The 23,840-nt window shown below is 39.0% G+C and carries 22 protein-coding genes; 9 read left to right on the top strand and 13 right to left on the bottom strand.

Annotation, left to right across the window (positions count from 1 at the left end):
• Positions 1 to 72: 72 nt before the first annotated feature.
• From argF to argC, 7 genes are all read right to left on the bottom strand, one after another.
• Entirely contained in the window at positions 73 to 1,023 is a 951-nt protein-coding gene (argF, locus tag U9R83_RS03490; protein ID WP_014461604.1) for an ornithine carbamoyltransferase, read from the bottom strand.
• Positions 1,020 to 4,130 (bottom strand): carbamoyl phosphate synthase large subunit, encoded by a 3,111-nt coding sequence (locus tag U9R83_RS03485; RefSeq protein ID WP_014461605.1) that lies wholly within the window; start codon positions 4,128 to 4,130, stop codon positions 1,020 to 1,022. The genes argF and U9R83_RS03485 overlap by 4 nt, the downstream gene beginning before the upstream one ends.
• Positions 4,123 to 5,196 (bottom strand): carbamoyl phosphate synthase small subunit, encoded by a 1,074-nt coding sequence (locus U9R83_RS03480; protein WP_014461606.1) that lies wholly within the window; start codon positions 5,194 to 5,196, stop codon positions 4,123 to 4,125. The genes U9R83_RS03485 and U9R83_RS03480 overlap by 8 nt, the downstream gene beginning before the upstream one ends.
• 70 nt (positions 5,197 to 5,266) lie before the next feature.
• Positions 5,267 to 6,421 carry an acetylornithine transaminase gene (locus U9R83_RS03475; protein WP_014461607.1) on the bottom strand — a complete coding sequence of 385 codons (1,155 nt, stop codon included), beginning with the start codon at positions 6,419 to 6,421 and terminating at the stop codon, positions 5,267 to 5,269.
• The gene (argB, locus tag U9R83_RS03470; RefSeq protein WP_014461608.1) at positions 6,387 to 7,211 is read right to left on the bottom strand and encodes an acetylglutamate kinase; all 825 of its coding nucleotides are present in this window, start codon (positions 7,209 to 7,211) and stop codon (positions 6,387 to 6,389) included. Before argB ends, U9R83_RS03475 begins: the two co-directional genes overlap by 35 nt.
• Before the next feature lie 12 nt (positions 7,212 to 7,223).
• Entirely contained in the window at positions 7,224 to 8,456 is a 1,233-nt protein-coding gene (argJ, locus tag U9R83_RS03465) for a bifunctional ornithine acetyltransferase/N-acetylglutamate synthase (RefSeq protein ID WP_371906089.1), read from the bottom strand.
• Positions 8,457 to 8,504: 48 nt separating this feature from the next.
• Positions 8,505 to 9,548, bottom strand: a complete 1,044-nt coding sequence (argC, locus tag U9R83_RS03460; protein WP_014461610.1) for an N-acetyl-gamma-glutamyl-phosphate reductase — start codon at positions 9,546 to 9,548, stop codon at positions 8,505 to 8,507.
• 352 nt (positions 9,549 to 9,900) lie between these two features.
• Here argC and U9R83_RS03455 point away from each other — a divergent pair, with 352 nt between their 5' ends.
• Positions 9,901 to 10,599 carry a Crp/Fnr family transcriptional regulator gene (locus tag U9R83_RS03455; protein ID WP_328575066.1) on the top strand — a complete coding sequence of 233 codons (699 nt, stop codon included), beginning with the start codon at positions 9,901 to 9,903 and terminating at the stop codon, positions 10,597 to 10,599.
• A gap of 31 nt (positions 10,600 to 10,630) precedes the next feature.
• On the opposite strand, the gene U9R83_RS03450 is transcribed toward U9R83_RS03455, so the two are convergent.
• Positions 10,631 to 10,939, bottom strand: coding sequence for a metal-sulfur cluster assembly factor (locus U9R83_RS03450; protein WP_013055384.1), 309 nt, complete (start codon positions 10,937 to 10,939; stop codon positions 10,631 to 10,633).
• Positions 10,940 to 11,173: 234 nt separating this feature from the next.
• Here U9R83_RS03450 and U9R83_RS03445 point away from each other — a divergent pair, with 234 nt between their 5' ends.
• The 3 genes from U9R83_RS03445 (at position 11,174) to U9R83_RS03435 (ending at position 13,022) form a co-directional block, all read left to right on the top strand.
• Positions 11,174 to 11,986: a Cof-type HAD-IIB family hydrolase gene (locus U9R83_RS03445; protein WP_014461612.1), complete on the top strand. Its 813-nt coding sequence runs from the start codon at positions 11,174 to 11,176 to the stop codon at positions 11,984 to 11,986.
• Between the two features lie 118 nt (positions 11,987 to 12,104).
• Positions 12,105 to 12,257: a hypothetical protein gene (locus U9R83_RS03440; RefSeq protein WP_013055382.1), complete on the top strand. Its 153-nt coding sequence runs from the start codon at positions 12,105 to 12,107 to the stop codon at positions 12,255 to 12,257.
• Positions 12,258 to 12,260: 3 nt separating this feature from the next.
• The gene (locus U9R83_RS03435) at positions 12,261 to 13,022 is read left to right on the top strand and encodes a DUF3813 family protein (RefSeq protein WP_328575065.1); all 762 of its coding nucleotides are present in this window, start codon (positions 12,261 to 12,263) and stop codon (positions 13,020 to 13,022) included.
• Positions 13,023 to 13,057: 35 nt separating this feature from the next.
• Here the strand turns inward: U9R83_RS03435 and U9R83_RS03430 are convergent, their stop codons facing one another.
• Positions 13,058 to 13,897, bottom strand: coding sequence for a YitT family protein (locus U9R83_RS03430; protein ID WP_042992588.1), 840 nt, complete (start codon positions 13,895 to 13,897; stop codon positions 13,058 to 13,060).
• Positions 13,898 to 14,153: 256 nt separating this feature from the next.
• On the opposite strand from U9R83_RS03430, the gene U9R83_RS03425 reads away from it, so the two are divergent.
• Positions 14,154 to 15,014, top strand: coding sequence for a DegV family protein (locus U9R83_RS03425; RefSeq protein ID WP_182421379.1), 861 nt, complete (start codon positions 14,154 to 14,156; stop codon positions 15,012 to 15,014).
• 52 nt (positions 15,015 to 15,066) lie between these two features.
• On the top strand, positions 15,067 to 15,198 hold the full coding sequence (locus tag U9R83_RS03420) for a DUF3941 domain-containing protein (RefSeq protein WP_014461616.1): 132 nt from the start codon (positions 15,067 to 15,069) through the stop codon (positions 15,196 to 15,198).
• Positions 15,199 to 15,232: 34 nt separating this feature from the next.
• On the opposite strand, the gene U9R83_RS03415 is transcribed toward U9R83_RS03420, so the two are convergent.
• Positions 15,233 to 16,096, bottom strand: a complete 864-nt coding sequence (locus tag U9R83_RS03415) for a CvfB family protein (RefSeq protein WP_014461617.1) — start codon at positions 16,094 to 16,096, stop codon at positions 15,233 to 15,235.
• Positions 16,097 to 16,351: 255 nt separating this feature from the next.
• Here U9R83_RS03415 and U9R83_RS03410 point away from each other — a divergent pair, with 255 nt between their 5' ends.
• The 3 genes from U9R83_RS03410 (at position 16,352) to U9R83_RS03400 (ending at position 19,363) form a co-directional block, all read left to right on the top strand.
• Positions 16,352 to 16,843, top strand: a complete 492-nt coding sequence (locus U9R83_RS03410; protein ID WP_014461618.1) for a YajQ family cyclic di-GMP-binding protein — start codon at positions 16,352 to 16,354, stop codon at positions 16,841 to 16,843.
• A 139-nt stretch (positions 16,844 to 16,982) separates the two neighbouring features.
• The gene (locus U9R83_RS03405; RefSeq protein ID WP_014461619.1) at positions 16,983 to 17,846 is read left to right on the top strand and encodes an SDR family oxidoreductase; all 864 of its coding nucleotides are present in this window, start codon (positions 16,983 to 16,985) and stop codon (positions 17,844 to 17,846) included.
• A gap of 104 nt (positions 17,847 to 17,950) precedes the next feature.
• Positions 17,951 to 19,363 carry a sigma-54 interaction domain-containing protein gene (locus U9R83_RS03400; RefSeq protein WP_014461620.1) on the top strand — a complete coding sequence of 471 codons (1,413 nt, stop codon included), beginning with the start codon at positions 17,951 to 17,953 and terminating at the stop codon, positions 19,361 to 19,363.
• A gap of 27 nt (positions 19,364 to 19,390) precedes the next feature.
• Here U9R83_RS03400 and U9R83_RS03395 read toward each other — a convergent pair whose 3' ends face one another.
• The 3 genes from U9R83_RS03395 to U9R83_RS03385 form a co-directional block, all read right to left on the bottom strand.
• Complete coding sequence (locus U9R83_RS03395; RefSeq protein ID WP_098113546.1) at positions 19,391 to 20,809, bottom strand: amino acid permease; 1,419 nt, start codon at positions 20,807 to 20,809, stop codon at positions 19,391 to 19,393.
• Positions 20,810 to 20,832: 23 nt separating this feature from the next.
• Positions 20,833 to 22,512 carry a M20/M25/M40 family metallo-hydrolase gene (locus U9R83_RS03390; RefSeq protein ID WP_014461623.1) on the bottom strand — a complete coding sequence of 560 codons (1,680 nt, stop codon included), beginning with the start codon at positions 22,510 to 22,512 and terminating at the stop codon, positions 20,833 to 20,835.
• Positions 22,513 to 22,615: 103 nt separating this feature from the next.
• On the bottom strand, positions 22,616 to 23,821 hold the full coding sequence (locus tag U9R83_RS03385; protein ID WP_014461624.1) for an ornithine--oxo-acid transaminase: 1,206 nt from the start codon (positions 23,819 to 23,821) through the stop codon (positions 22,616 to 22,618).
• Positions 23,822 to 23,840: the final 19 nt, after the last annotated feature.

The raw sequence follows: 23,840 nt of genomic DNA, 5'->3' as shown, positions 1-23,840 counted from the left end.
CAATTGGTGTTCCCTCAATTAATTCCCTTTAAACAAAAAAACCTTTCTGATATTCTCAGAAAGGTTTCTTTCTTAGCCTAAAATGGCTTGAAGCAAGGCTTTTTGTACATGCATACGATTTCCAGCCTGCTGAAAGACAACAGAATTTGGTCCGTCAATAATGCTTGCTGTCACTTCTTCTTCACGATGGGCAGGCAAACAGTGTAGAAATAAATAATCTGACTTAGCATAGGCAGCTAGTTCTTCGTTCACTTGATAAGGAGCAAATATTTTCAAGCGCTGCTGTGCTTCTTCTTCCTGTCCCATACTTGTCCATACGTCTGCATAAATAGCATCGGCATTTTTTACAGCCTCTACAGGATCTTTTGTAATCGTAACTTTTGCACCCGTTTTAGCAGCTACTTCATTAACATATCCTGTTACAAAGTCTTTTGGCTCATATCCATCAGGGCAGCCAATTGAAATATCTATACCCATTTTTGCACATGCAATCATTAACGAATGCGCTACATTATTTCCGTCTCCAACATAAGCTACTTTTAGACCTTCAAATGATTTCTTGTGCTCGTAAATCGTTAATAAATCAGCTAGCGCCTGACAAGGATGATAATCATCTGTCAAACCATTAATGACGGGAATGGATGCGTAGTCTGCAAGCTCTTCAATCTTAGCATGTTCAAACGTACGAATCATGATAGCATCGATAAATTCAGATAGTACGCGAGCTGTATCAGCAATCGTTTCTCCGCGTCCAATCTGTAAATCCTGGCTGCTTAGAAAGAGAGCGTTCCCTCCAAGCTGCATCATTCCCGCTTCAAATGAGACTCTTGTTCTTGTTGAAGATTTTTCAAAAATGAGCCCCAGCGTTTTTCCTTTTAACGATGTTACGATTTCACCATTTTTATGCTTTTCTTTCAGCTCAATGGCGCTTTCCAAAAGTGACATAATATCGTCTGATGATAAATCTTTAAGCGTAAGCAAATCTTTTCCTTTTAAATTGGTATTTACCGATAATGTACTCATGATACTGTCACTTCCTTTTTAGTTTTTTGAAACCATTCTTGTAGTGATGAAACGTGATATTCATCCACTTGGAACGATTGGAAAAATAGCGAAGCCGTTTCAGCCTCCGTCATGACCTTCAAACCGTGTTTTAATGCTGCCATGCGGCTTTCTTTATCTTCAGGCTGCAAGCTTACGTATAATAAAGCTTCCTTTGTCTTCACCCATTCGCTAACTTCTTTATCTTTAACAAGGGTTAAGCCGGCGCTTTGCACAAGTTCTTCAAGACCCTGTGCTTCTCCGTTGATATATACTTCCGTAGCACCTTTTTTGCTTAACACATACTGATGGAACACTTTTTTGGCCGCTTCTTCAATCGTTGAAGAAATCGCAATTCCTTCACCAGTTGACTTCATTTCCGGTCCAACAAGTGGATCAACTCCTGATAATTTACTTGTCGAAAATACCGGAAACTTAATAGTTGTGTAAGCCGGATCTGGCAATAAACCTAGCTTTTCACTAATTTCCGACAATGATTTCCCAAGCAATATTTGAGTTGATAGCGAAACAAGCGGCGTGTTGCACACTTTGCTTACTACAGGCACTGTACGGCTGGCACGCGGATTAACTTCCAGCATGTAGACTTCATCGTTGTAAATAACATATTGGATATTCATAATCCCTTTATATTGAAGTTTATTTACAATTTTTTGAGCGTAGCTCACCATTTTTTCTTTATGTGATGCTTCTACTGTTTTTGCTGGTAAAAGCGCATAGCTGTCTCCTGAATGAACGCCCGCTTTTTCAATATGTTCAACGATTGTCGGAATCAACACATCTTTTCCGTCTGCTACAACATCAATTTCTGCTTCTTTTCCGGGGAAGTAAGCATCAATAAGCATTGGGAAATGAGACGCTTTAATAGCCGGTAAACAAGCCTGCAGCTCCGTTTCGTTTTGAATTGTCAGCATTCCTTTTCCGCCAATCACGTAAGAAGGACGAATAAGTAATGGGAAGCCCATATTTTTTGCTTTTTGTACAAGTTCTTGCTCATCTTTCGCCATTTCACCTGGGATGTGCGGAATATCGCAGTCATCCAAAAGCTTATAGAACAGGTCACGATCTTCAAGTGCATCAATGACATCATTTGTAATCCCTAATAAATTAACGCCAGCTTCTTCTAGACCTTTAACAAGCGAAATAGCCGTTTGACCTCCGTATTGAACAATTACATCCGTCACGTTTTCAGCATCAAGAACGTTTAGCACATCTTCTACTGTTACAGGTTCAAAATATAAGCGGTCTGCTACTTCAAAATCCGTACTTACCGTTTCTGGGTTGTTGTTAATTAAAATTGTTTCGTATCCTTCTTTTTCAAGAGCTAACACACCGTGTACAGAGCTGTAGTCGAATTCTACTCCTTGGCCGATACGAATTGGTCCAGAACCGATAATCGCAACTTTTTTATTCGTTGATGGTTCAATTTCGCTCTCCCCATAATAACTAGAGTAGAAATAAGCCGTAGAAGATTCGAACTCTGCTGCACATGTATCCACCATTTTGTAGCTTGGCGTAATATGTAGTGCTTTACGTTTCGCTCTTACGTCAAGCTCTGGCACGTTCCATACGTTTGCTAGATACGCATCTGTAAAACCATGCTCCTTCACTTGTTTGAAGTGTTCAGCTGTAATCGAATCAAAACGCACTTCCTTTAAAGAGGCTTCCATCTTAATCAGCTGTGTAAAATGTGTTAAATAGAAATAATCAATTTGCGTTACTTCATGGATATACTCAGGCGTTGTGCCGCGGCGTAAAAGCTCAAGGATAACAAAAATACGCTCATCACTTTGTTCGCCAAGCTTGCTTTTTAATTCATCCGTTGAAAGTTCTTGCAGTTCTTCTACTTCTAATCCCTGTAAGTCAATTTCTAAAGAAGACAATGCTTTTTGGAAGCTGCGTGTAAAGTTACGGTCAATAGCCATTACTTCTCCAGTTGCTTTCATTTGCGTGCCAAGCGTTCTCTCAGCGTAGAAAAACTTGTCAAACGGCCATCTTGGAAATTTCACTACTACATAGTCAAGAGCAGGTTCGAAGCTTGCATATGTGTCTCCTGTTACAGGATTTAATAACTCATGAAGCGTGTAGCCTACCGATAGCTTTGCAGCAATTTTAGCAATCGGATAGCCCGTTGCTTTTGATGCAAGAGCAGACGAACGGCTCACACGCGGATTTACTTCAATTAGATAATACTGCTTACTTTTTGGATCAAGTGCAAACTGAATGTTGCATCCCCCAATAATGCCAAGCGATGAAATAATTTTAACTGAAGCAGAGCGAAGCATTTGATATTCCACGTCTGTTAGTGTTTGAGAAGGAGCAACGACTACCGAATCTCCAGTATGAACGCCTACGGGATCAATATTTTCCATGTTACAAATTGTAATGCACGTATTGTTCACGTCACGCATAACCTCGTACTCAACTTCTTTGAATCCAGCGATACTTTTTTCAATCAAGCATTGAGTAATAGCACTTTCACGTAAGCCTGACGCTGAAAGTTTTTCAAGCTCTTCCATAGAATGAGCAATTCCTCCACCCGTTCCGCCTAACGTATAAGCAGGACGTACAATAACAGGAAAACCAATTTTCTCGGCAAAAGCCAATGCTTCTTCTACTTTTGTGACAACTTCACTTTCCGGCACCGGTTCATTCAGTTCATTCATTAATGCACGGAACTCTTCACGGCTTTCACCTTTTTTGATTGATTCAATCGGTGTTCCTAAAAGTTTCACATCGTATTTTGGCAAAATGTTTTGTTCATGAAGCTCAAGGGCTAAGTTTAAACCCGTCTGTCCGCCTAATGTGGCTAGCAAACCATCCGGCTTTTCTTTTGCAATAATTTTCTCTACGCAGTCTACTGTTAATGGTTCAAAATAGATTCGATCTGCTACGTGAGTGTCCGTCATAATTGTAGCTGGATTATTATTGATTAAGATAACTTCATAACCTTCTTCTTTTAATGACAAGCATGCCTGAGTTCCTGAATAATCAAATTCTGCTGCTTGCCCGATTACGATTGGTCCTGATCCGATTACTAAAATCTTTTTTAACGTTTGGTCTTTAGGCATATACTTTTCCGCTCCCTACTTGCTGTACTTTCGTCATAAATTCATCAAAGATATACGTGCTGTCACTTGGTCCAGGGTGTGCTTCTGGATGATATTGCACCGATATAACAGGAAGGTCTTTATGCATTAAACCTTCAACCGATCCGTCATTTACATTTTTAAATCGAACGTTTAATGGCGTAGACATAATCGTCTGTTCGTCTACTACATAGCTATGATTTTGAGAAGTCATACACACTTTGTTAGTCGTTAAATCAATTACAGGCTGATTAGCTCCTCGGTGACCGAACGCCAGCTTTTTGGTTTGTGCTCCAAAAGCGAGCCCAATTAACTGATGCCCAAAACAAATTCCCAAGGTTGGGTACGATGAAATAATTTCTTTTAATTCATCCAGCTGACTGCTCACTTGAGTTGGATCTCCAGGTCCGTTTGATAAGACAATGCCATCCGGCTGCAGCTCTTTTACTTTTGAAGAACTTGTAGAATAAGGAACAACTGTTACTTTGCACTCTCGATTTAACAGCTCTTGTAAAATTGATTTTTTATAGCCAAAGTCCATTAATACAACGTGTTTTTCACCGTTCCCATAAGTAACAGGTTCTTTTGTTGATACTTCTTTTACTACATATCCATCGCATTCAGCAGTAAATGCTGGCGGTTCAGCAGATGTCGAAAAGGCAGATTGCATCGTACCTTCTTTTCGAATTCGTTTTACGACCGCTCTCGTATCCACATGTGTAATAAGCGGAATGTTCCATTTCTTTAAATATTGTTTGAAGCTGTACATTGCTTCGTAATGGAACCCTTCATCTGAACATTCGTATACGACAACGCCTGCTACGTGAGGCTTTTTGCTTTCATAGTCTTTTTCATTGATACCATAGTTCCCAATTAAAGGGTACGTAAAAACAATAATTTGATCTTTGTAAGATGGATCAGTCACAACTTCTTGATAACCAGTCATTCCAGTAAAGAAAACAATTTCTCCTTCTGCCTGGTGCGTTGCTGTATGTTCAATGTGTCCGGCGAACGAATCGCCGTTTGCTAAGTGTAAATATCCGTTCATTGTGCATCCCTCTTCGAATAATTATTTATAAAACAGAATTTTTATACAAACATATTCAAAAAAATTTGTATTATGAAGTAATTTTTGTTTGGCTAAACGCTTCTTCAATGATATGAATCGCTTGGTCCAACTCTTCTTTTGTTACAGTTAAAGGCGGCAGCAATCGTACCACATGCGGTCCTGCTCCCAGTGCTAACAAACCTTTTTCACGCATTTCCGCAAGCAATGCCGACTGATGTTCCCCGCATTCAATTCCAATCATAAAACCTTTTCCACGAACATCGGTAACAAATGAATAATCTGCTACGCTCTTTTTCAAAGCGTTAGTAAAATAAAGGCTTTTTTCTGCAACCTCTGCTAAAAATGCTTCATTAAAAATAATGTTTAAAGTTGCTTTAGCTGAAGCTAGTGCAATTGGGTTTCCTCCAAAGGTTGTTCCGTGAGTACCAGGTCCAAATGCTTCTTTGAGATATCCTTTTCCAATCATCGCACCAACCGGCATTCCGCTTCCTAATCCTTTAGCTGCTGTAATAATATCTGGTGAAACGTTAAAATGCTGATAAGCAAATGGTTTTCCAGTTCTGCCAATTCCAGTTTGCACTTCATCGACTATAAACAGCGCTTCATGCTTTTGGCAAAGCTCTTGAATGGTTAATAAAAATGCTTCGGTTCCTGGAACCACTCCGCCTTCTCCTTGAATGACTTCAACCATAATTGCTGCCACGCTATCATTCATCTCTTGTTTTAATGCTTCTTCATCATTGTATGGCACGTAAACAAACTCATTAACAAGAGGACCAAACCCATCATGAATTTTTGCCTGCCCTGTAGCTGTCATTGTAGCAAATGTACGTCCATGAAATGATTTTGTAAACGTAATGATTTTATGTTTTTGCGTGTACTTGCGGGCTAATTTAATCGCCGCTTCGTTGGCTTCTGCACCGCTGTTACAGAAAAATACTGCATCACCGTTTGAGTGTTCCACAAGCTTACCTGCTACGTCTTCTTGAATTGATTGATGAAATAAATTTGACACGTGCCACACTTTATTTAACTGCTCTTCGACCGCTTTTTGAACATCAGGATGACGATGACCTACGTTACAAACAGCGATACCTGAAATAAAATCTAAATACTCATTTCCTTTGTTATCTATTAATTTTGTTCCTTGCGCCTCTTCTACATGGATATCAAACCGTTGATATGTTGGAAACAATGAACTCATCGCTATCTTCTCCACCTTTTCCACTATATTTAATTGCTGTACCAATCAGCTTTCCTTCCTTATCTAAAAATCCATCAGTTCCGCTAATAATATGAACTTCTTCAAGTAAAGGAGATAACGCATTTACCGCTGATGTTACTTTTGGAATCATTCCGCCGTAAATTACTTTTTCTTCAATAAGTGCATCAATCTCTGACTGTGTAAGTTCAGGAAGCAATGTTCCATCCTTTAGCACTCCTTTTACATCCGTTACAAACATCAGCTTTTCAGCATTTACTGCTTGTGCAACGGCTCCGGCTGCCACGTCAGCGTTAATATTATAGCTATTGCCTTCTTCATCTGCTCCAATGGAAGAAATAACTGGAATATACTGACTGTCAGTTAGTTGTTTTAATAATGTATCGTTTACGCCTTTTACTTCTCCAACGTAACCTAGACGTTCTACATCAATAGCCTCTGCTTTAAGCAATAATCCATCAATTCCTGATAGTCCTACCGCTTTTAAATTCGCTTGTTGTAGATCTTTTACAAGCTGCTTATTAACCTTGCCTGCTAATACCATCGTCACAACTTCTAATGCTTCTTTGGACGTTTTTCGAAGCCCATCTACAAATTCCGTTTCAATGTGAAGTTTGGTAAGCGTATCTTGAATATCAGGCCCGCCTCCGTGCACAACGATGATCTGATATCCACTCGCTTTTAACTGCTGAATACTTTCAAAAAAAGCGCTTGTTAACTGATTGACAATGCTGCCTCCGCATTTTACAACGACGATTTTTTCACTGCTCATTTCACTCTCTCCTTACGTTCGATAACTGGCGTTGATTTTGACATAATCGTAAGTCAAATCGCAGCCCCACGCCTTGCCAATTCCATTTCCCTGCTGCAAGTCAACATAGACTTCAACCATATCATTTTCTAGATAAGCCTTTGCTTCTTCTTCACTAAATGAAACAGGCTGACTGTTTTCTAACATCTGGATATCACCTAACGAAACATTCACTGTTTCTGGATTAAGTGCTACTCCGCTGTACCCGACTGAACAAATAATTCGTCCCCAATTAGCATCGGCTCCATACATGGCCGTTTTCACTAGGTTCGAGCCCACAATTTGTTTAGCAATCACATTTGCTTCTTCGTTTGTATGAGCCCCAGATACGTTTACTTCAATTAGTTTTGTTGCTCCTTCACCGTCGCGTGCAATTTGTTTGGCTAAATCTTCACACGTCAAACGCAGTGCTTCATAAAACGAATTCCATTCAGGATGATCTGGTGTAAGCGACTGGTGATCAGCGTTTCCATTTGCTAAAACAACAACCATATCATTCGTTGATGTGTCACCATCCACTGTAATTTGATTAAAGCTTTTATTTGTAATAGAACCTAGCGCATCTTGTAACACTGAAGCTTCAACCTTAGCATCCGTTGTGATAAAGCTAAGCATCGTAGCCATATTTGGGTGAATCATTCCTGATCCTTTCGCTGTGCCGCCAATGGTAACTACTTTGCCATCAATTTTTGTTTCATAGCAAGCTGACTTCATTACGGTATCTGTTGTTAAAATAGCCGTTTGAAATTCTTCTGCTTTTTCTTTGTTCGATGAAGGACTTAATAACCCAATGCCCTTCACGATTTTTTCCATATCTAGAAGCTCTCCAATTACCCCTGTAGAAGCTACCGCTACATGATGAGGTAGGATATTAAGCTTTTGGGCACATGTATTTCGCATTTGGTATGCATCTTTTAATCCTTGTTCTCCAGTACATGCATTTGCACATGCGCTGTTCACAACGATTGCTTGCAGCTTCTGCTCCACTGCTACACTTTCTTTTGTAACAGCTAAAGGCGCTGCTTGGAAGGCATTAAGCGTGTAAACAGCTGCGCAATTAGCTGGCACATCGCTTACAATAACTCCTAAATCTTTTTTAGCATAACGTAAACCAGCGTGAACGCCATCTGCTGAAAAACCTAGCGGCGTTACAATTGTACCGTTCTCTATTTTCTTTATCTTTTCTTTCGTTTGTTTAACCGTAATCACTATACGTTCCCTCCTGCTTTTATCGTGATTAGTGATGCTTTGCTTTTATGGGAAGACAGGCAGTAGTCCAATACCCGTTTGCTGTTCAAATCCCATCATAATATTGGCATTTTGAATGGCCTGACCGGCTGCCCCTTTAACTAAGTTATCAATGACAGAAACAATCGTGACACGCTTTGTTCGTTCGTCAAATGCAATACCAATATCGCAATAATTTGATGCACTTACTTCTTTAGTAGACGGAAATTCACCAGCTTTTCGAACGCGTACGAACGGGGAGTTTTGATATGTATCTACATATAGCTGATGAAGCTCTTGTACTGAGCTCTCTTCAGAAAGTTCAGCGTATATCGTACTCATAATCCCTCGAGTCATTGGAACTAAGTGCGTACTGAACGTAACATGGCCAATTTCCTCATCCCACTTTTCTAAAATAGATTCGATTTCTGGGATATGTTGATGTTGATTAACTTTGTATATTTTCATATTTTCATTGATTTCAGCATAATGAGCCATTTGCGAAAGACCGCGTCCTGCTCCTGAGATTCCGGACTTTGCATCAATGATAATAGAGTTTGATTTTACCATTTGTTTACTAACGAGAGGAGCTAGCCCAAGCAGTGTAGCTGTTGGATAACAACCCGGGTTCGCAACAAACGTACTGCTTTCGACTTCGTCTGCAAACCATTCTGATAATCCATACACAGACTGTTGTAAAAACGCTTCGGCTGCAGCAGGCTTTTTGTACCATTTTTCATAAAGCGCTTCTGTTTTTAATCTAAAATCTCCAGATAGATCTACCACTTTTATTCCTTCTTCTATTAATTGAGGTACAAGTTTGCTAGAAACACCGGACGGAGTTGCTGTAAACACTAAATCTAATTCTTCAGCCATATTCTTAGGGTTTATATCTTGCAGCGTATATACAGTATTAGAAAGGTGAGGATAAACTTCTGCTAGTTCCATCCCATCCTGAGAAGATGAATAAACTGCATAAACATGAAAATGTGGATGATTCGCTAACAAACGAATCAGTTCTACTCCTCCATACCCTGTTGCTCCAACAATTCCTACCTTGTATTCTTTCATTTTAAAACTCCTTTTTCCACGTATCTATTTGAATTATTTATCATTATAATACCGTATAAAAATAAAATCAAATGAATATTTAAAAAATCCAACACTTTATTCTATATTTTTAAACATTTTTATTTATTCATAAGTTTTTATTTTTATAACTATCTTTCTATTTTTGTTTAGAAATTGTTCACAGATAGTTTTGGAAAACACTGGTTGTTTTTGTGTATAATAAGAATATCGATAAAAATCATCCGTATGACATTTTTTCATACGGCTAGTGGACGTACAGCATATACAGACTGTTCTAACTTAATAGATTAATAAGTAACAGTCGCAAAAATTTTAATTAAAAGGTGATAACATGATGAACATCACAACGGATTCTTTTTCAAATGAGCTGCAGCAATTTTTTATGGACTTTGATCATAAAATTTCGTTTAAAAAAGGTGACTTTCTCTTTCAAGAAGGTTCACCTTCAACTCATTTATTTTTTATTACTTCTGGAGCTGTACAAGTAGGTAAAGTGACGCCGGAAGGACGCGAACTGACGCTTCAGCTGGCAAGCTCAGGAGACTTAATCGGGGAAGTTATGCTGTTTTGCGGATCTACTCCCCATATGCTTCAAGCAAAAGCCATTGAACCTTGTACAGCGATCAGCATTCAAAAACAGGTGTTAGAAAACGAACTAGCACAATACCCTGCTCTTTCTATGGAGTACATGAAGTGGATGGGACTCCAAATTAAGCGAATGCAGACGAAGTTTAGAGACTTAATTCTAAATGGAAAAAAAGGAGCTCTCTATTCTACTCTGATTCGCATGTCCAATAGTTTTGGGGTAATGAAGCCAAATGGTATTTTATTAAACGTAACGTTGACAAATCAAGAGATCGCTAATCTATGCGGGACATCCCGAGAAGTGGTCAATCGCATGCTCGCTGAGTTGCGAAAAAATGAAGTAATTTCAATGACAGATGGAAAAATTATCATTCATAAGCTCTCTTTTTTAAAGAAAGAAATAGACTGTGAAGACTGCCCTGTGGAATTGTGCAGAATTGAATAAGAAAAAAAGCCATCATTGATGGCTTTTTTTCTTATTGAACACCTAATGCAATTTTAGCGTAGCGCGTCATGCGATCTTTATCCCATGGCGGATTAAATGTGATATTCACTTCTACATTTTCTACTTCTTCAAGCGAAATTAATTGTTTTTTTACTTGTTCGCCAATCACACCAGCTAGCGGGCAGCCAATAGAAGTTAACGTCATCGTCACGATGACTGTGTTGTTCTCTTCCATTTCTACACCGTACACTAAGCCTAAATTTACGATATCAACGCCAAGCTCCGGATCAATCACTTCTTCTAGTGATTCCATAATTTTATCTTCTAACTGTTTATCCACATTCATTCTCCTTTCTTTTACTTCCGTAATTATCTTCACGTATTAAATATACCCTGAAACAATTTATCGTAAGCAATCAATAACTATGACTTACACCGTAACAAGACAATTTTTACATGTCAATCGTTCTGCTTTTCTCATAGGAAAAAGTTGTGTAAAATATGGGAATACAAGCATGAATACTGGTAGAATTCAATATAATCGTATAACTACTTCAATTTAAAAGGAGCCTATATGAGAAACGACCAACACTTAATCGCATTAGATCTAGATGGAACATTATTAACGAATGAAAAAACTATTTCCTCTAAAACAAAACGAGTATTAGAAAAAGCCAAACAAGAAGGACATATTGTAATGATTGCCACTGGCAGACCTTATCGTTCCAGTGCTATGTACTACAGCGAATTAGATTTATCCACCCCTATCGTAAACTTTAATGGAGCGCTGGTCCATCATCCCCTACAGCCTAATTTTGGCACGCATCACGAACCTTTAAACCGAAGTACTGTTCATGAGATTGTAACCGCTATGCAAGACTATCGCATCAACAACATCATGGCAGAAGTGCAAGATGATGTATACCTTCATTTTGAAGATCGAAAGTTAATGGATGTCCTTAGCATGGGGGATCCTAAATTACAAACAGGTGATCTGCGTCATACGCTGCAGCACGATCCAACGTCTATTTTAATTCACGCAGATGAAGAACATGTACAAGATATACGCTCTCATCTTTCAGATGTTCATGCAGAAGTACTAGAACATAGACGCTGGGGAGCACCTTGGCATGTTGTTGAGATTGTAAAAAAAGGACTGAATAAAGCGGTAGGTCTTGAGCGCGTAGCTAATCATTATCAAATTCCACGCGAACGAATTATTGCGTTTGGAGATGAAGACAATGATTTTGAAATGATTAAATTTGCAGGACATGGAATTGCCATGGAAAATGGTATTAACGAATTAAAACAGCTAGCGCGTGAAGTAACAAAATCTAATGAAAATGATGGTATTGCTTATTATTTGGAAAAAACGTTAAATTTATAACTTAGCTTTTTTTGAAAAGCAAGGTAAATTTTTATCGCTATCATTTTTTTTATTTAGCACACACTATAACCGACACTTCTTAAGGTGTCGGTTTTATTTATATTACGAGGAGGAATTTATGATGGGCAGAGGCAATCGATCAAAACGTTTTGTGAAACAAGGTGCAGACGCAGTTCAAAAACATGATGAACGAATTCCTTATCATATGACTATGGCGGAGGCAGAAGCATTTCAAGCTCAGCAGCGCCAAACTCCTCATGGAGGACAGTAACTTATGAAAAATTCACTTTTTGGTCAAGTAAAAGATGCGATTCGAAATGCAGTATCCGGCCATTCAGAAGATCAGCTTCACCGTCAAAAGAATGGCAACGGTGAACTTGATATTTCAGAAAGCGTATTAAATAGCATTGCTTCTAACGCTTCTCCACAAGAACAAGAGCAGTTAAAGCAATTCCAAAATTCATTGCATCAAGCGTATCATACAGATGGAGAATCACATTCGCGAGAGAAAAGCGCAGATATTACGTCGGATACGCTGTCTCATATCGTTCAGAATGCTTCTTCCGAAGAGAAGGCACAGCTTGAACAGCTTCAAAGCACTTTAGAAGGCGGTCAGTCTCACGCTCACGGTGAAGCTCACACGTCCAGCGAGAGCGTTGCAGCTGATATACTATCTCATGCACAGCAAAATGCTTCTCCTGAAGAAAAGAGCCAGCTTGAACAGCTTCAAAGCACTTTAGAAGGCGGTCAGTCTCACGCTCACGGTGAAGCTCACACATCTAGTGAAAACGTGGCAGCTGACATGCTGTCTCATGCACAGCAAAGCGCTTCTCCTGAAGAACAAGCTCAGCTTCAGCAGCTTCAGAATACTTTGGGAGCTTCTGGTCAAAATCATCAAACGTCTCAGGCTCATACGTCTGCAGCTTCTGATGAAAACATTGCAGCTGATATGCTGTCTCATGCGCAGCAAAATGCTTCTCCTAAAGAACAAGCTCAGCTTCAAGAACTTTCTAATGACTTAAAAGGTACACATTAATACAAAGGGTCCAGGTAATTAATACCTGGACCTTTTTAATCTTTGCGAAACAAACCAAAGATTCCCGTTGTCTGAACAATATTGGTAAATGCCTTAGGATCTACCTCTTTAATTACTCGTTCCAAGTCAAATAATTCATATCTAGTCAAGACAATCATTAGCATTTCTTTATCTTCGTTTGTAAAGCCGCCTTTAGCCGGTACCGCCGTAATGCCTCGCACGAGTTTGGCGTGAATCGCCTTTCTTAGCTCCACTCCTTTTTTCGTTACGATCATTGCTGTGAGTTTGACATGACGCGTATGAATAACATCAATGACGCGAGTGGTCGTATAAAGCGTCACAAGCGTATAGAGTGACTTCTCAGCACCATATAAAAGACCTGCTAGCACGATAATAATTGCATTTAATATGAACATATAAGTGCCAATTGGTCGGTCTTTTACTCGAGACAAAATTAGGGCAATAATATCGAGTCCACCAGTTGAAGCTCCAAATTTTAACGTAATTCCTACCCCTACCGCTAAAATAACGCCTCCAAAAACTGCGTTAAGGATGATGTCTTTAGAAAGTGCTTGAATAGGAATAATTCCAAGAAACAAAGTTGTTGCAGCAACGCTGATAAAGCTGTAAACAGTAAATGACTTCCCAACTTTTTTCCACCCTAAAATAGTTACAGGGATATTTAACAACAGCAGCAGCACTCCAGTGGAAATAGTAAAAGGGGTGTAATCTGTCACGATACTCGAAACAAGCTGCGCTACTCCCGTAAAGCCGCTCGAATATACATTAGCAGGTATCAAAAACAAGTTGAGCGCAAGCGCATTCAATAATGCTCCTACCAAGACGACTATCGCTTTTTTTGCTTCAAGCCACATATTCAAATGACCGACCTCCGCTTTTTTAAAACTTCTTACTTTCTTATACCCATTTATAAAATGAATAAAGTCAGCATCTTTAAAATAGTTAGTACATATAGTATGTACGATTTGGCAGAATTAAAAAAACTTATTCAAAAATTGTATTTTCCTCAAAGTGCTTATACACTAATACTATGTCGTATATAACGTTTCTCAATGTTTATACATCAAACTCATTTAATATTTTATAAATGCAATTAGGAAGGTGACATTTATGTCAATTAAACTTTTAACCGATAGTGCAAGCGATTTGCCTTTATCTTTTTTTAAAGAAAATAACATTGGCTTTTTACCGCTTCGCGTAAGCTTGGATAACCAAGAATATTTAGATCTACAAACGATTGAACCAGCCTCTGTCTACGAAGCCATTCGTAAAGGCAAGATGCCAAAAACATCTCAAGCGGCTCCAACTACTATGTATGAAGTCTTTGAGAACATAGCTAAATCAGGTGATTCGTGCATTTATTTAGCATTTTCTTCAGAATTATCCGGTACATATCAAACAGCAATGATGATTCGAGAAGAGCTCCTAGAAAAATATCCTGATTTCCAATTAGAAATAATCGATACGAAATGTGCATCTCTTGGCCAGGGAGTAGTTACTTATTATGCAGCACAATTATTACAACAAAACCTCTCACTAGTAGAGATGACAGAAAAAATAAAGCAATACGCTCTGCATATGGAGCATATTTTTACGGTAGATGACCTAGATTTTCTTGCTCAAGGAGGCCGCGTGAGCAAAGCTTCTGCTTTTGTAGGAGGTCTGCTTAATATTAAGCCGCTGCTTCATGTGGAAGATGGAAAATTGATTCCAATCGAAAAAATCCGCGGTCGTAAAAAAGTATTTAAACGCATGCTTGACGTGATGGAAGAGCGAGGAAAAAATCTCTCTTCTCAAACCATTGGAATTAGCCATGGAGATGATTTAGAAACAGCTCTTCAGCTGAAAGAGATGATTCAAGAACGTTTTGGAACCAAACATTTTATTATTAATATTATTGGTGCAGCCATAGGTTCTCACTCTGGCCCAGGGACGATTGCAGTCTTCTTTTTGAACGAAATCACCGAATAATTTAAAGAGGTCAGGGCATTCTAAAGGTACGATCAAAAAGGGGTGTATCACAATGCCAAAAACGAGCGATAACGATAAAAAAGCAAAAGATAATAACGCAAAGCTTCACGAAAAGAATCTGCAAGCTAAGCATAACGGTGAGCTTGGAAAACATTCATTTTCTAAAAAAACTGATCACTTATAAAAAGAAGCCGCTGAAAATTCAGCGGCTTCTCCTTTTAGTTTTCTTCTTTTTTAAAATATGTCCATCCTTCTTCTTGATAAACTTTTCCTTCTTTCATCATTTTACCAAGCGCACGCTTAAACGCAGCTTTACTCATATTAAAGCGCTCACGGATATCTTCTGGATAGCTTTTATCCCAAAATGGCATAACGCCACCGCGACTTTCCATGTAATCGTATAGTACTTGTGCATCTTCATCCATGCTTTCTTGTTTGCGCGGAAGAAGTGATACGTTTAAGGTTCCGTCTTCTTTTACATTAATGACACGGCCGGTTACATACGTACCAAGCTTTGGTTCTCTACGTCTTTCGCTTTCGTGGATAAACCCAACATACCCTTCATCTGTCATAATAAATGAACCTACGCGCAGGACGCGATAGATATATCCGCTCACTTCACGATTAAAAAGTTCAGGTGGAGCATCTAATGCCATTGCTTTCATCACATCATCTGTAGCAATTTTCCCGTACATCTTACCGCGCTTTGAAATCTTCATCGTACAGTAAACTTTGTTTCCAACTTCTGGCCACAGCTCTTCTAGAGCAGGTAAGTCGGTTGAACCAATTAACATATCTTTGTTCATGCCGATATTTACAAACACACCTAAACCTGGATTAACGTCTACGACCTCAACCCACTCATAGACACCTTCTTCAACAAGGGGTAAGTGCATCGTTGCCGTTAAGCGATCATGCTGATCAAGGTATAGGAAAACTTCTACTTCTTCTCCTTCAGCAAGTTCTCTTGTTGTTTCATTTTTATGTAGCAAAATTTCTTCTTCGCCTTCTGCTAACATATAACCAATCGGCGTTTCCCGGTTTACTGTTAAATACGCTTTCATCCCAGCTTCTACATTCATCGTTCTATCCATCCTTTATATAAATTAGTAGTGATTGTTCCTTCACCACATACCTTCTCACTTTGCATCAAACAGCATTCTAAAGTTCAAATTAACTTAAATGCATACGTTTTGTTAAAAAGCTGCTTCTATAGCTTACAACAAAAAGCATAACTTGTATTGTATCAATTACCGGCTCTCTATTCAATATCAGTTGTATACAGTTTGTGTTTTATTTATAATAAAAGAACAAACTCTTTACATATGGAGGTTATTATGGCTAAAGATAGTTCATTTGACGTTGTGTCACAAGTCGATTTATCAGAGGTAACAAACGGCATTACCATGGCAACAAAAGAAATTAAAACCCGCTACGATTTTAAAGGCAGTAAAAGCGAAATCTCGCTTGAAAACGAAGAGCTTGTTCTTATTTCTGATGATGAATTTAAGCTTGAACAGTTAAAAGACGTACTGATTTCTAAGCTCATCAAACGCGGCGTACCTACACGCAATATCTCCTACGGTAAAATTGAAAATGCTTCTGGAGGAACGGTTAGACAGCGCGCTAAGTTAATTCAAGGTATCGACAAAGACAACGCTAAAAAGCTAAATACAATTATTAAAAATACCGGTTTAAAAGTAAAAAGCCAAATTCAAGATGATCAGCTTCGCGTAAGCGGTAAAAATCGTGATGACCTGCAGCAAATTATTTCAGCTATTCGCAGCGCTGATTTACCTATTGACGTACAATTTATTAATTACCGCTAAAAATGGATGCCCCTGGCATTCATTTTTTCTTTCAAAGCCTTTTTTTATCCGTTTAGGCTTATCCCTGTGCATAGATACACTCTCTTAACAAATACTAGTATACGCTTACATACTTATATTAATTAAGGAGTGTATACCAATGAATCAAAATCAAAAACAAAACTTCCCTCCTCAGCATCAGCAAACTCAGCCAGGTATTGAGAAAGATATGCATCCAATCCCTACCTCTATCGCTCCAGACTATAAGGCAAGCGGAAAATTACAGAACAAAGTAGCCGTTATCACAGGAGGAGACAGCGGAATTGGGCGTTCTGTCGCTTACCATTATGCGAAAGAAGGTGCAAACGTTGTTGTAACCTATCTTAATGAACACGATGATGCAAATGAAACTAAAAAACAAGTTGAACGAATGGGAGCTTCTTGTTTGTTGCTTGCTGGTGACATAGGAGATGAACATTTTTGTCAAGAAGTCATCTCAAAGGCCATTCAGACTTTCGGAAAAATAGACATCTTAGTCAATAATGCAGCTGAACAGCACCCTCAAAAAAGTATTACGGATATCACGACTGAACAGCTTACCCGTACGTTTCAAACGAATATTTTTTCAATTTTCCATTTGACCAAAGCTGCATTGCCTCATTTAAAACAAGGAAGCGCTATTATTAATACAACGTCTGTGACAGCCTATCATGGGCATGACCAGCTGATTGATTACTCTTCAACCAAGGGTGCTATCGTGGCTTTCACACGTTCTTTGTCAGCTTCGCTCGCAACAAAAGGCATTCGTGTAAACGGCGTAGCTCCAGGACCCATCTGGACACCTCTTATTCCGTCTACGTTCGACGAACAGCAAGTTGCAACATTTGGATCTAACACACCTATGAAACGCGCAGGACAGCCTTCTGAGCTCGGAGCGGCCTATGTATATTTGGCAAGCTCTGATTCTTCTTATATGTCAGGGCAAGTCCTTCACATTAATGGAGGATCCATTGTAAACGGATAACATTTCTCTTCGGTCATTCATTTATTTTTATGTGGAAACACTATCAGAATTCAGCTATTTTTGTTTAAATAGAGATATGAACACCGCTAAAGGAGAGTATTTGAATGACCGATACATTAAGCACTCTTAAACATATATATGAAACCATTTTAAATAAAGTCGATGCTGGTATCCATGCGGTCGATGAAACAGGAAAGACGATTATTTACAATGAAAAGATGACAAAGATGGAGCTGATGGATGAACAAGACGTTTTACATAAAAACTTGCTAGATGTGTTTATGTTCAAAGAAAATCAGCAAAGCACGCTTGTACAAGCGCTGCAAAAAGGAAAAGAAACGGTTAACGTCAAGCAAACGTATTTTAACAATCAAGGGCAAGAAATCACAACGATTAATAACACCTTTCCTATTTTAAAAGACGGTGTCATTCACGGAGCGGTTGAAATTGCTCAGGACGTGACAAAACTAGAGCGTCTAATCCGGCAAAACATTAGGCAAAAAGGAAACACACGCTTTACGTTTGATAGCATCATCGGAAGCAGTCAAGCCGTTCACGATGTGATTGAAGACGCCAAACGCGCCACTAGAACTCCTTCTTATGTCTTAATTATTGGAGAAACAGGCACGGGGAAAGAACTGTTTGCTCAAAGCATACATAATGGCAGCAGCCGCTCTTCTGCTCCTTTTATTTCACAAAACTGTGCTGCGCTACCGGATAATTTAATTGAAAGCCTTTTATTCGGTACGAAACGCGGAGCTTTTACAGGTGCAATGGATAATCCTGGTCTTTTCGAACAAGCGCAAGGAGGCACATTACTGCTAGATGAAATCAACTCGTTAAACCCAAATCTGCAGGCTAAGCTTCTTCGAGTACTGCAAGAAAAAACCGTACGAAGAATTGGGGATACAGTGGACAAACCGGTGAACGTTCGAGTCATCGCGAACATGAATGAAGACCCAATCGATGCGATTGCAGAAAATCGATTACGCAAAGACTTATATTATCGACTTGGCGTCGTGACGCTTTTTATTCCTCCTCTTCGTGAACGAAAAGAAGATATTATTGAATTAACAAAGTTTTTCATCAAAAAATACAATGATTTGTTTCAGATGAATGTAAAAACCATAGATCACCAAGTCATGTCTTCGTTTCTCTCTTATGACTGGCCAGGGAACGTACGGGAATTAGAACACATTATTGAAGGTGCAATGAACTTGGTGATGGATGAAGATGTTATTCACTATTCTCACCTGCCTTTCCAATACAGAACGAAGTTCCAGCTAAAGCAGCATGAACACTTTGAAAATAAAACAAGCAGTGAAGCACCTTCTTATCCAAGCGCTTTTCAACCTTCTCTTCCTTTAAAGGAACAGCTGTTAGCGTTCGAAGCAGAATGTATTAAACAAACGCTTGAACAACACAGCCACAACATCTCAAAAAGTGCTAAGATACTAGGGCTGACTAGACAAAGCTTGCAGTATCGTATGAAACGATTAGACATCCGCTCTAAATAAAAAAGAAGTGCACAGTGCACTTCTTTTTTATTTTGCTTTATAAACCGGTGAATCCGATTGTTTTTGATTAATATTTTTCTTGATTCCTACGTGATAATACACGTAGAGTACAATAATTAAAGGGACCCCGCAGTAAAGACCAATTCGTTGATCCGGAATAAAAATTAAGCTGATTAATACAAGTCCATACAAACAAAAACCTAGAATAGGAACGAACGGATAAAGGGGCGTTTTAAATTTCAATTCCTTTACATCTCCCCCTTCCGCTAAAAAACGACGGCGGAACATAAATTGAGAGGCACAAATGGACATCCAAACAATAATGGTCACCATTCCTGAAATCGAAATAAACCAAAGATATACGGTTTCAGCAGCCACGACGCTTGTAATCAACGAGCATCCCGAAATAATCATCGTCACAATTAACGCGTTAATTGGAACACCTTTTGAAGATAATTTCTTTAAAGGTTTTGGCCCCATATTGCTGTTTGACAATGACCAAAGCATACGGGAAGCAGCGTAGACCCCAGAGTTCGCCACGGATAACACAGCTGTTAAAATGACAAAGTTCATGATATCCGCTGCATAGGGAATTCCAATTTGATCTAATACGGCAACAAACGGACTTTCAATAACTCCCGCTGTTTTGTATGGCAGAATAGAGACTAAAACAAACATAGCTAACACAAAGAAAAACAGCGTTCTCCAAATGACGTTTCGAATAGATCTCGGCAACGTTTTCTCAGGACTTTCACTTTCTCCTGCTGCAATGCCAACAAGCTCCGTTCCTTGAAACGAAAAGTTAACCGTTACTAAAGTCAATAAAACTGCCAGTATTCCATTTGGAAAAAGACCTGCGCCTTGGGTAAAATGTGAAAGAAACGGTGCGGGTTCTCCTCCCTTAAAATCAATAAAACCAAAAACAGCAGCTCCTCCAATTAAAATAAATAGAATAATAGCCGTAACTTTAATACTCGAAAACCAAAACTCAGTTTCAGCATAGCTTCGAGCAGAAAGAGCGTTAATTAAAAACGTAATGACCCCAAAAATCAAGCACCATGACCATATAGGTACATCAGGAAACCACCTCTGCATTAAAATTCCTGCTGACGTAAATTCAAGCCCTGTCGTATTTGCCCAGCTGAACCAGTACAGCCATCCAATCATAAAGCCTGTAGAAGGTCCTAAAAACCTTGTAGCGTATTCTTGAAAGGAACCTGAAACCGGCATTGCTACCGCTAGCTCTCCTAAACAAAGCATAACTAAGTACATGAGGAAGCCGCCTATTATATAAGCAAGAATGGCTCCTCCCGGCCCTGCCTGGCTAATAGTAAAACCCGAACCTAAAAATAGGCCTGTTCCAATCACGCCTCCTAACGCAATCATAAATAAATGTCTGCTTTTCATTGTTCTCTGTAATTGGTTTTGTTCTGTATGTCTATTCATCGGTACCTCCGTTCTTCATTTTCTTATATGTGGTTTGTACAAGCATGCCTACTTTTTAGCATCTGAACAGTTGTTTCTTGAATCAGCTTAGGAAGGACGCCGAACGAATAAGGCTTATACACTCGCTCTGTCCACTTATGTCCGTCTTTCCCATATACTCCTATATTGATGGACGGAATATTTAACTCTCGAATTTCACGGAAAGGAATCGCCCCTGCAATCCCCCACCCCGGAAAGTTACGTGTAAAAGCATCGATTTCCTCATCTGTCTCATGAAGAGATAAAAAGCTGCCATCCGCTAGGTAGGGAAAAAATTTTTTAAACTGAAACGTCTCTCCCGTCTGTTTTCCAACCTTCTCCACAGCCGCTTGTAAAGGATAAAGAAGCTGCTGATCTCTACTTTCGTCTTTCTTCAAGTGATTATGAGGCAAGTAAGGCGGTGCAAAAAAGACAATTACGCGCGGACTTTGATGCGGATCTAACTTTTGAAGTTCTTCAATTACTTTAAAGCACCTTGTTCTAAGTTCTAAATGCGCATACTGTTCGAAAGCTCGTTCAATACAAGCCTGAGCATTTATCCCTTTTTGATCCAATTCTTCCAGATAATCTTCCAAACTCACAACATCCACTTTCCAAGACAAGTTTCGCTTTGGTAAATTCGTTCTTCGCGCAAAAAGTTCGTAATAATCAGAAAGTTTTTTCTCTACTTTTTCACATGCTTCGATTGATAATCCAATTAATTGACTCATCACTTCTTTTGCCGTTCGTTCATAGATGAAATAGTTAAAATACAAATGACTGCTTACGGCGGTTTGCACATTATAAGCCTCTTTATTATCTCGTTGATACAGACAGGAAGGTGGCAGTACCAGCTCTCCTTCAATATTTTCAGCTAGATTAATATTGTTATGGATGCTTCCCGTAATCTCAGATGCAATCAAATTAGGATCTATACCAGCAAGCGTATCTCCTACGTGTACCTCCCTTCCGTAAATATAAAAACATGGAAGCAGTTTCCCAGCAGCTCCTGTATAAATATAGCGCGTGGAATCTCCATCGTAAAGAGGTGTAATAAAGTCGGTATTAATCGCTGCTACATATGAAAGATTTTTCTCTTTTTTCAAACGGTTCAGTTCAGAAACAGCAGAAATAATTCCAGCATGCTGACTTTCCTCATCTGGGTTGACCATAAAAAGGACGTTTCCTTCTAATTGATTTGGATGCTTAGTAAAATGCAGCACATTGGCTAAATGTACAGCAATTCCACTTTGCATATCAACGGCTCCTCTTCCAAACATCCATTCACCTGAACGAGCATCTCGCTGTACATCTTCATTAATGTTATGCATAGAGAAATAGTGCTGAAGTTCTTCTGGATCTAACGCTATGTCTTTTAATGGACCAAAATCTTCAATGCCAACCGTATCTAAGTGAGCGTGATAAATCATTGTTTGAGCATTTTTTTTGCTGCCTTGAATAAAAGCAAATACATTTTTTCTACCTAGCGTATCGCCATTAATTTTCTGTTCCCAAACGTGAAGGGGATTTTCTTTGAAATAAGGAAAACTTTGAAGCGTGTTTTTAATGAAATCAGCAATCTTTACTTCGCCGCTTGTCCCATTGATACTTTTGATTTTCACTAACGCTTTTGTTAAACATTCAACTTGCTCTTCTATGCTTAGCTGTGAGAGTTGGGTATACACTTCTATTCCTCCTGCCTATCAAATAAAAACGTTATTTAGCTGCATATGAACAAAAATAGTACGATATATACATATCGTACTATTTTTATTTATTTTAAACCGATTACTCAGCAAATACTTTTTCAATTCGTTCAATTGCCCAGTCCAACTCTTCTTTTGAAATCGTTAGGGGCGGAGCAAAACGAATAACCGTACTATGCGTTTCTTTACAAAGCAAACCTTGGTCTTTTAATTTTTCACAATAAGGACGAGCCTCTTCGTGTAATTCTACCCCGATGAACAGGCCTCGGCCGCGCACTTCTTTAATAACTGGATTGCTTAAGCTTTGGAGCTTCTGCTTGAAATAAGAACCTAATTCTAATGAACGCGCTGGAAGTTCTTCATCTTCAATTACTTCCAAAGCAGCTAATGATACGGCACAAGCAAGCGGGTTTCCTCCAAATGTTGAACCATGAGAGCCAGGGTTAAAGACACTTAAAATGTCTTCGTTAGCGACTACGCAAGAAATAGGGAAAACTCCTCCTCCAAGCGCTTTACCTAAAATCAGCATATCTGGTTCTACACCTTCCCAATCACAAGCAAACATCTTCCCTGTACGCGCTAAGCCGACTTGGATTTCGTCAGCAATAAATAGCACATTGTTTTCTTTACATAAGTCAGCTGCAGCTTTTAAGAAGCCTTCTGGAGGTAAAACGATACCTGCTTCGCCTTGAATTGGCTCAATTAAAAATGCGGCCGTATTTGGTGTAATAGCAGCTTTTAACGCTTCTAAATCACCGTAAGGAATCGTTTGAAGTCCTGGAAGCATCGGTCCAAAACCACGTTGATATTCTGCTTCAGATGATAATGAAACAGCTGTCATTGTACGACCGTGGAAGTTGCCCACACATGCGATGATTTGTGCTTGATTTTCAGCAACACCTTTCACATCGTAAGCCCAGCGGCGTGCAGCTTTAATGGCTGTTTCCACCGCTTCTGCTCCCGTATTCATTGGAAGAGCCATATTTTTATTTGTTAATTTACAAATCTTTTCATACCATGGACCAAGCTGATCATTATGAAACGCTCGTGACGTTAACGTTACTTTATCAGCTTGACGTTTTAATGCTTCAATAATTTTTGGATGACGATGTCCTTGGTTAACAGCAGAATAAGCACTTAGCATATCCATATATTTATTATTTTCTGGATCGTGTACCCATACGCCTTCTGCCTTTTCAATTACAATCGGCAGCGGATGATAGTTGTGTGCCCCAAATTTTTCTGTTTGTTCAATGATTTTCACCGTTTTTTGTGTTTCAGTTGTCATATTTACTCCTCCTTATTTC

Source organism: Priestia sp. LL-8, assembly GCF_036227845.1.
Classification (GTDB): Bacteria; Bacillota; Bacilli; order Bacillales; family Bacillaceae_H; genus Priestia; species Priestia zanthoxyli.
Note: the sequence above shows the minus strand (reverse complement) of the source record. Positions and strands in the feature narration are given on the sequence as shown.

Bases quoted from the DNA above. Each gene is read 5' to 3' on its own strand.
- argB (WP_014461608.1), bottom strand. From the start codon at position 7,211: ATGAGCAGTGAAAAAATCGTCGTTGTAAAATGCGGAGGCAGCATTGTC.
- U9R83_RS03480 (WP_014461606.1), bottom strand. From the start codon at position 5,196: ATGAACGGATATTTACACTTAGCAAACGGCGATTCGTTCGCCGGACAC.
- U9R83_RS03485 (WP_014461605.1), bottom strand. From the start codon at position 4,130: ATGCCTAAAGACCAAACGTTAAAAAAGATTTTAGTAATCGGATCAGGA.
- argC (WP_014461610.1), bottom strand. From the start codon at position 9,548: ATGAAAGAATACAAGGTAGGAATTGTTGGAGCAACAGGGTATGGAGGA.
- U9R83_RS03455 (WP_328575066.1), top strand. From the start codon at position 9,901: ATGATGAACATCACAACGGATTCTTTTTCAAATGAGCTGCAGCAATTT.
- U9R83_RS03400 (WP_014461620.1), top strand. From the start codon at position 17,951: ATGACCGATACATTAAGCACTCTTAAACATATATATGAAACCATTTTA.
- U9R83_RS03395 (WP_098113546.1), bottom strand. From the start codon at position 20,809: ATGAATAGACATACAGAACAAAACCAATTACAGAGAACAATGAAAAGC.
- U9R83_RS03475 (WP_014461607.1), bottom strand. From the start codon at position 6,421: ATGAGTTCATTGTTTCCAACATATCAACGGTTTGATATCCATGTAGAA.
- U9R83_RS03440 (WP_013055382.1), top strand. From the start codon at position 12,105: ATGATGGGCAGAGGCAATCGATCAAAACGTTTTGTGAAACAAGGTGCA.
- U9R83_RS03445 (WP_014461612.1), top strand. From the start codon at position 11,174: ATGAGAAACGACCAACACTTAATCGCATTAGATCTAGATGGAACATTA.
- argF (WP_014461604.1), bottom strand. From the start codon at position 1,023: ATGAGTACATTATCGGTAAATACCAATTTAAAAGGAAAAGATTTGCTT.
- U9R83_RS03425 (WP_182421379.1), top strand. From the start codon at position 14,154: ATGTCAATTAAACTTTTAACCGATAGTGCAAGCGATTTGCCTTTATCT.
- U9R83_RS03435 (WP_328575065.1), top strand. From the start codon at position 12,261: ATGAAAAATTCACTTTTTGGTCAAGTAAAAGATGCGATTCGAAATGCA.
- U9R83_RS03420 (WP_014461616.1), top strand. From the start codon at position 15,067: ATGCCAAAAACGAGCGATAACGATAAAAAAGCAAAAGATAATAACGCA.
- U9R83_RS03405 (WP_014461619.1), top strand. From the start codon at position 16,983: ATGAATCAAAATCAAAAACAAAACTTCCCTCCTCAGCATCAGCAAACT.
- U9R83_RS03430 (WP_042992588.1), bottom strand. From the start codon at position 13,897: ATGTGGCTTGAAGCAAAAAAAGCGATAGTCGTCTTGGTAGGAGCATTA.
- U9R83_RS03410 (WP_014461618.1), top strand. From the start codon at position 16,352: ATGGCTAAAGATAGTTCATTTGACGTTGTGTCACAAGTCGATTTATCA.
- U9R83_RS03385 (WP_014461624.1), bottom strand. From the start codon at position 23,821: ATGACAACTGAAACACAAAAAACGGTGAAAATCATTGAACAAACAGAA.
- U9R83_RS03415 (WP_014461617.1), bottom strand. From the start codon at position 16,096: ATGAATGTAGAAGCTGGGATGAAAGCGTATTTAACAGTAAACCGGGAA.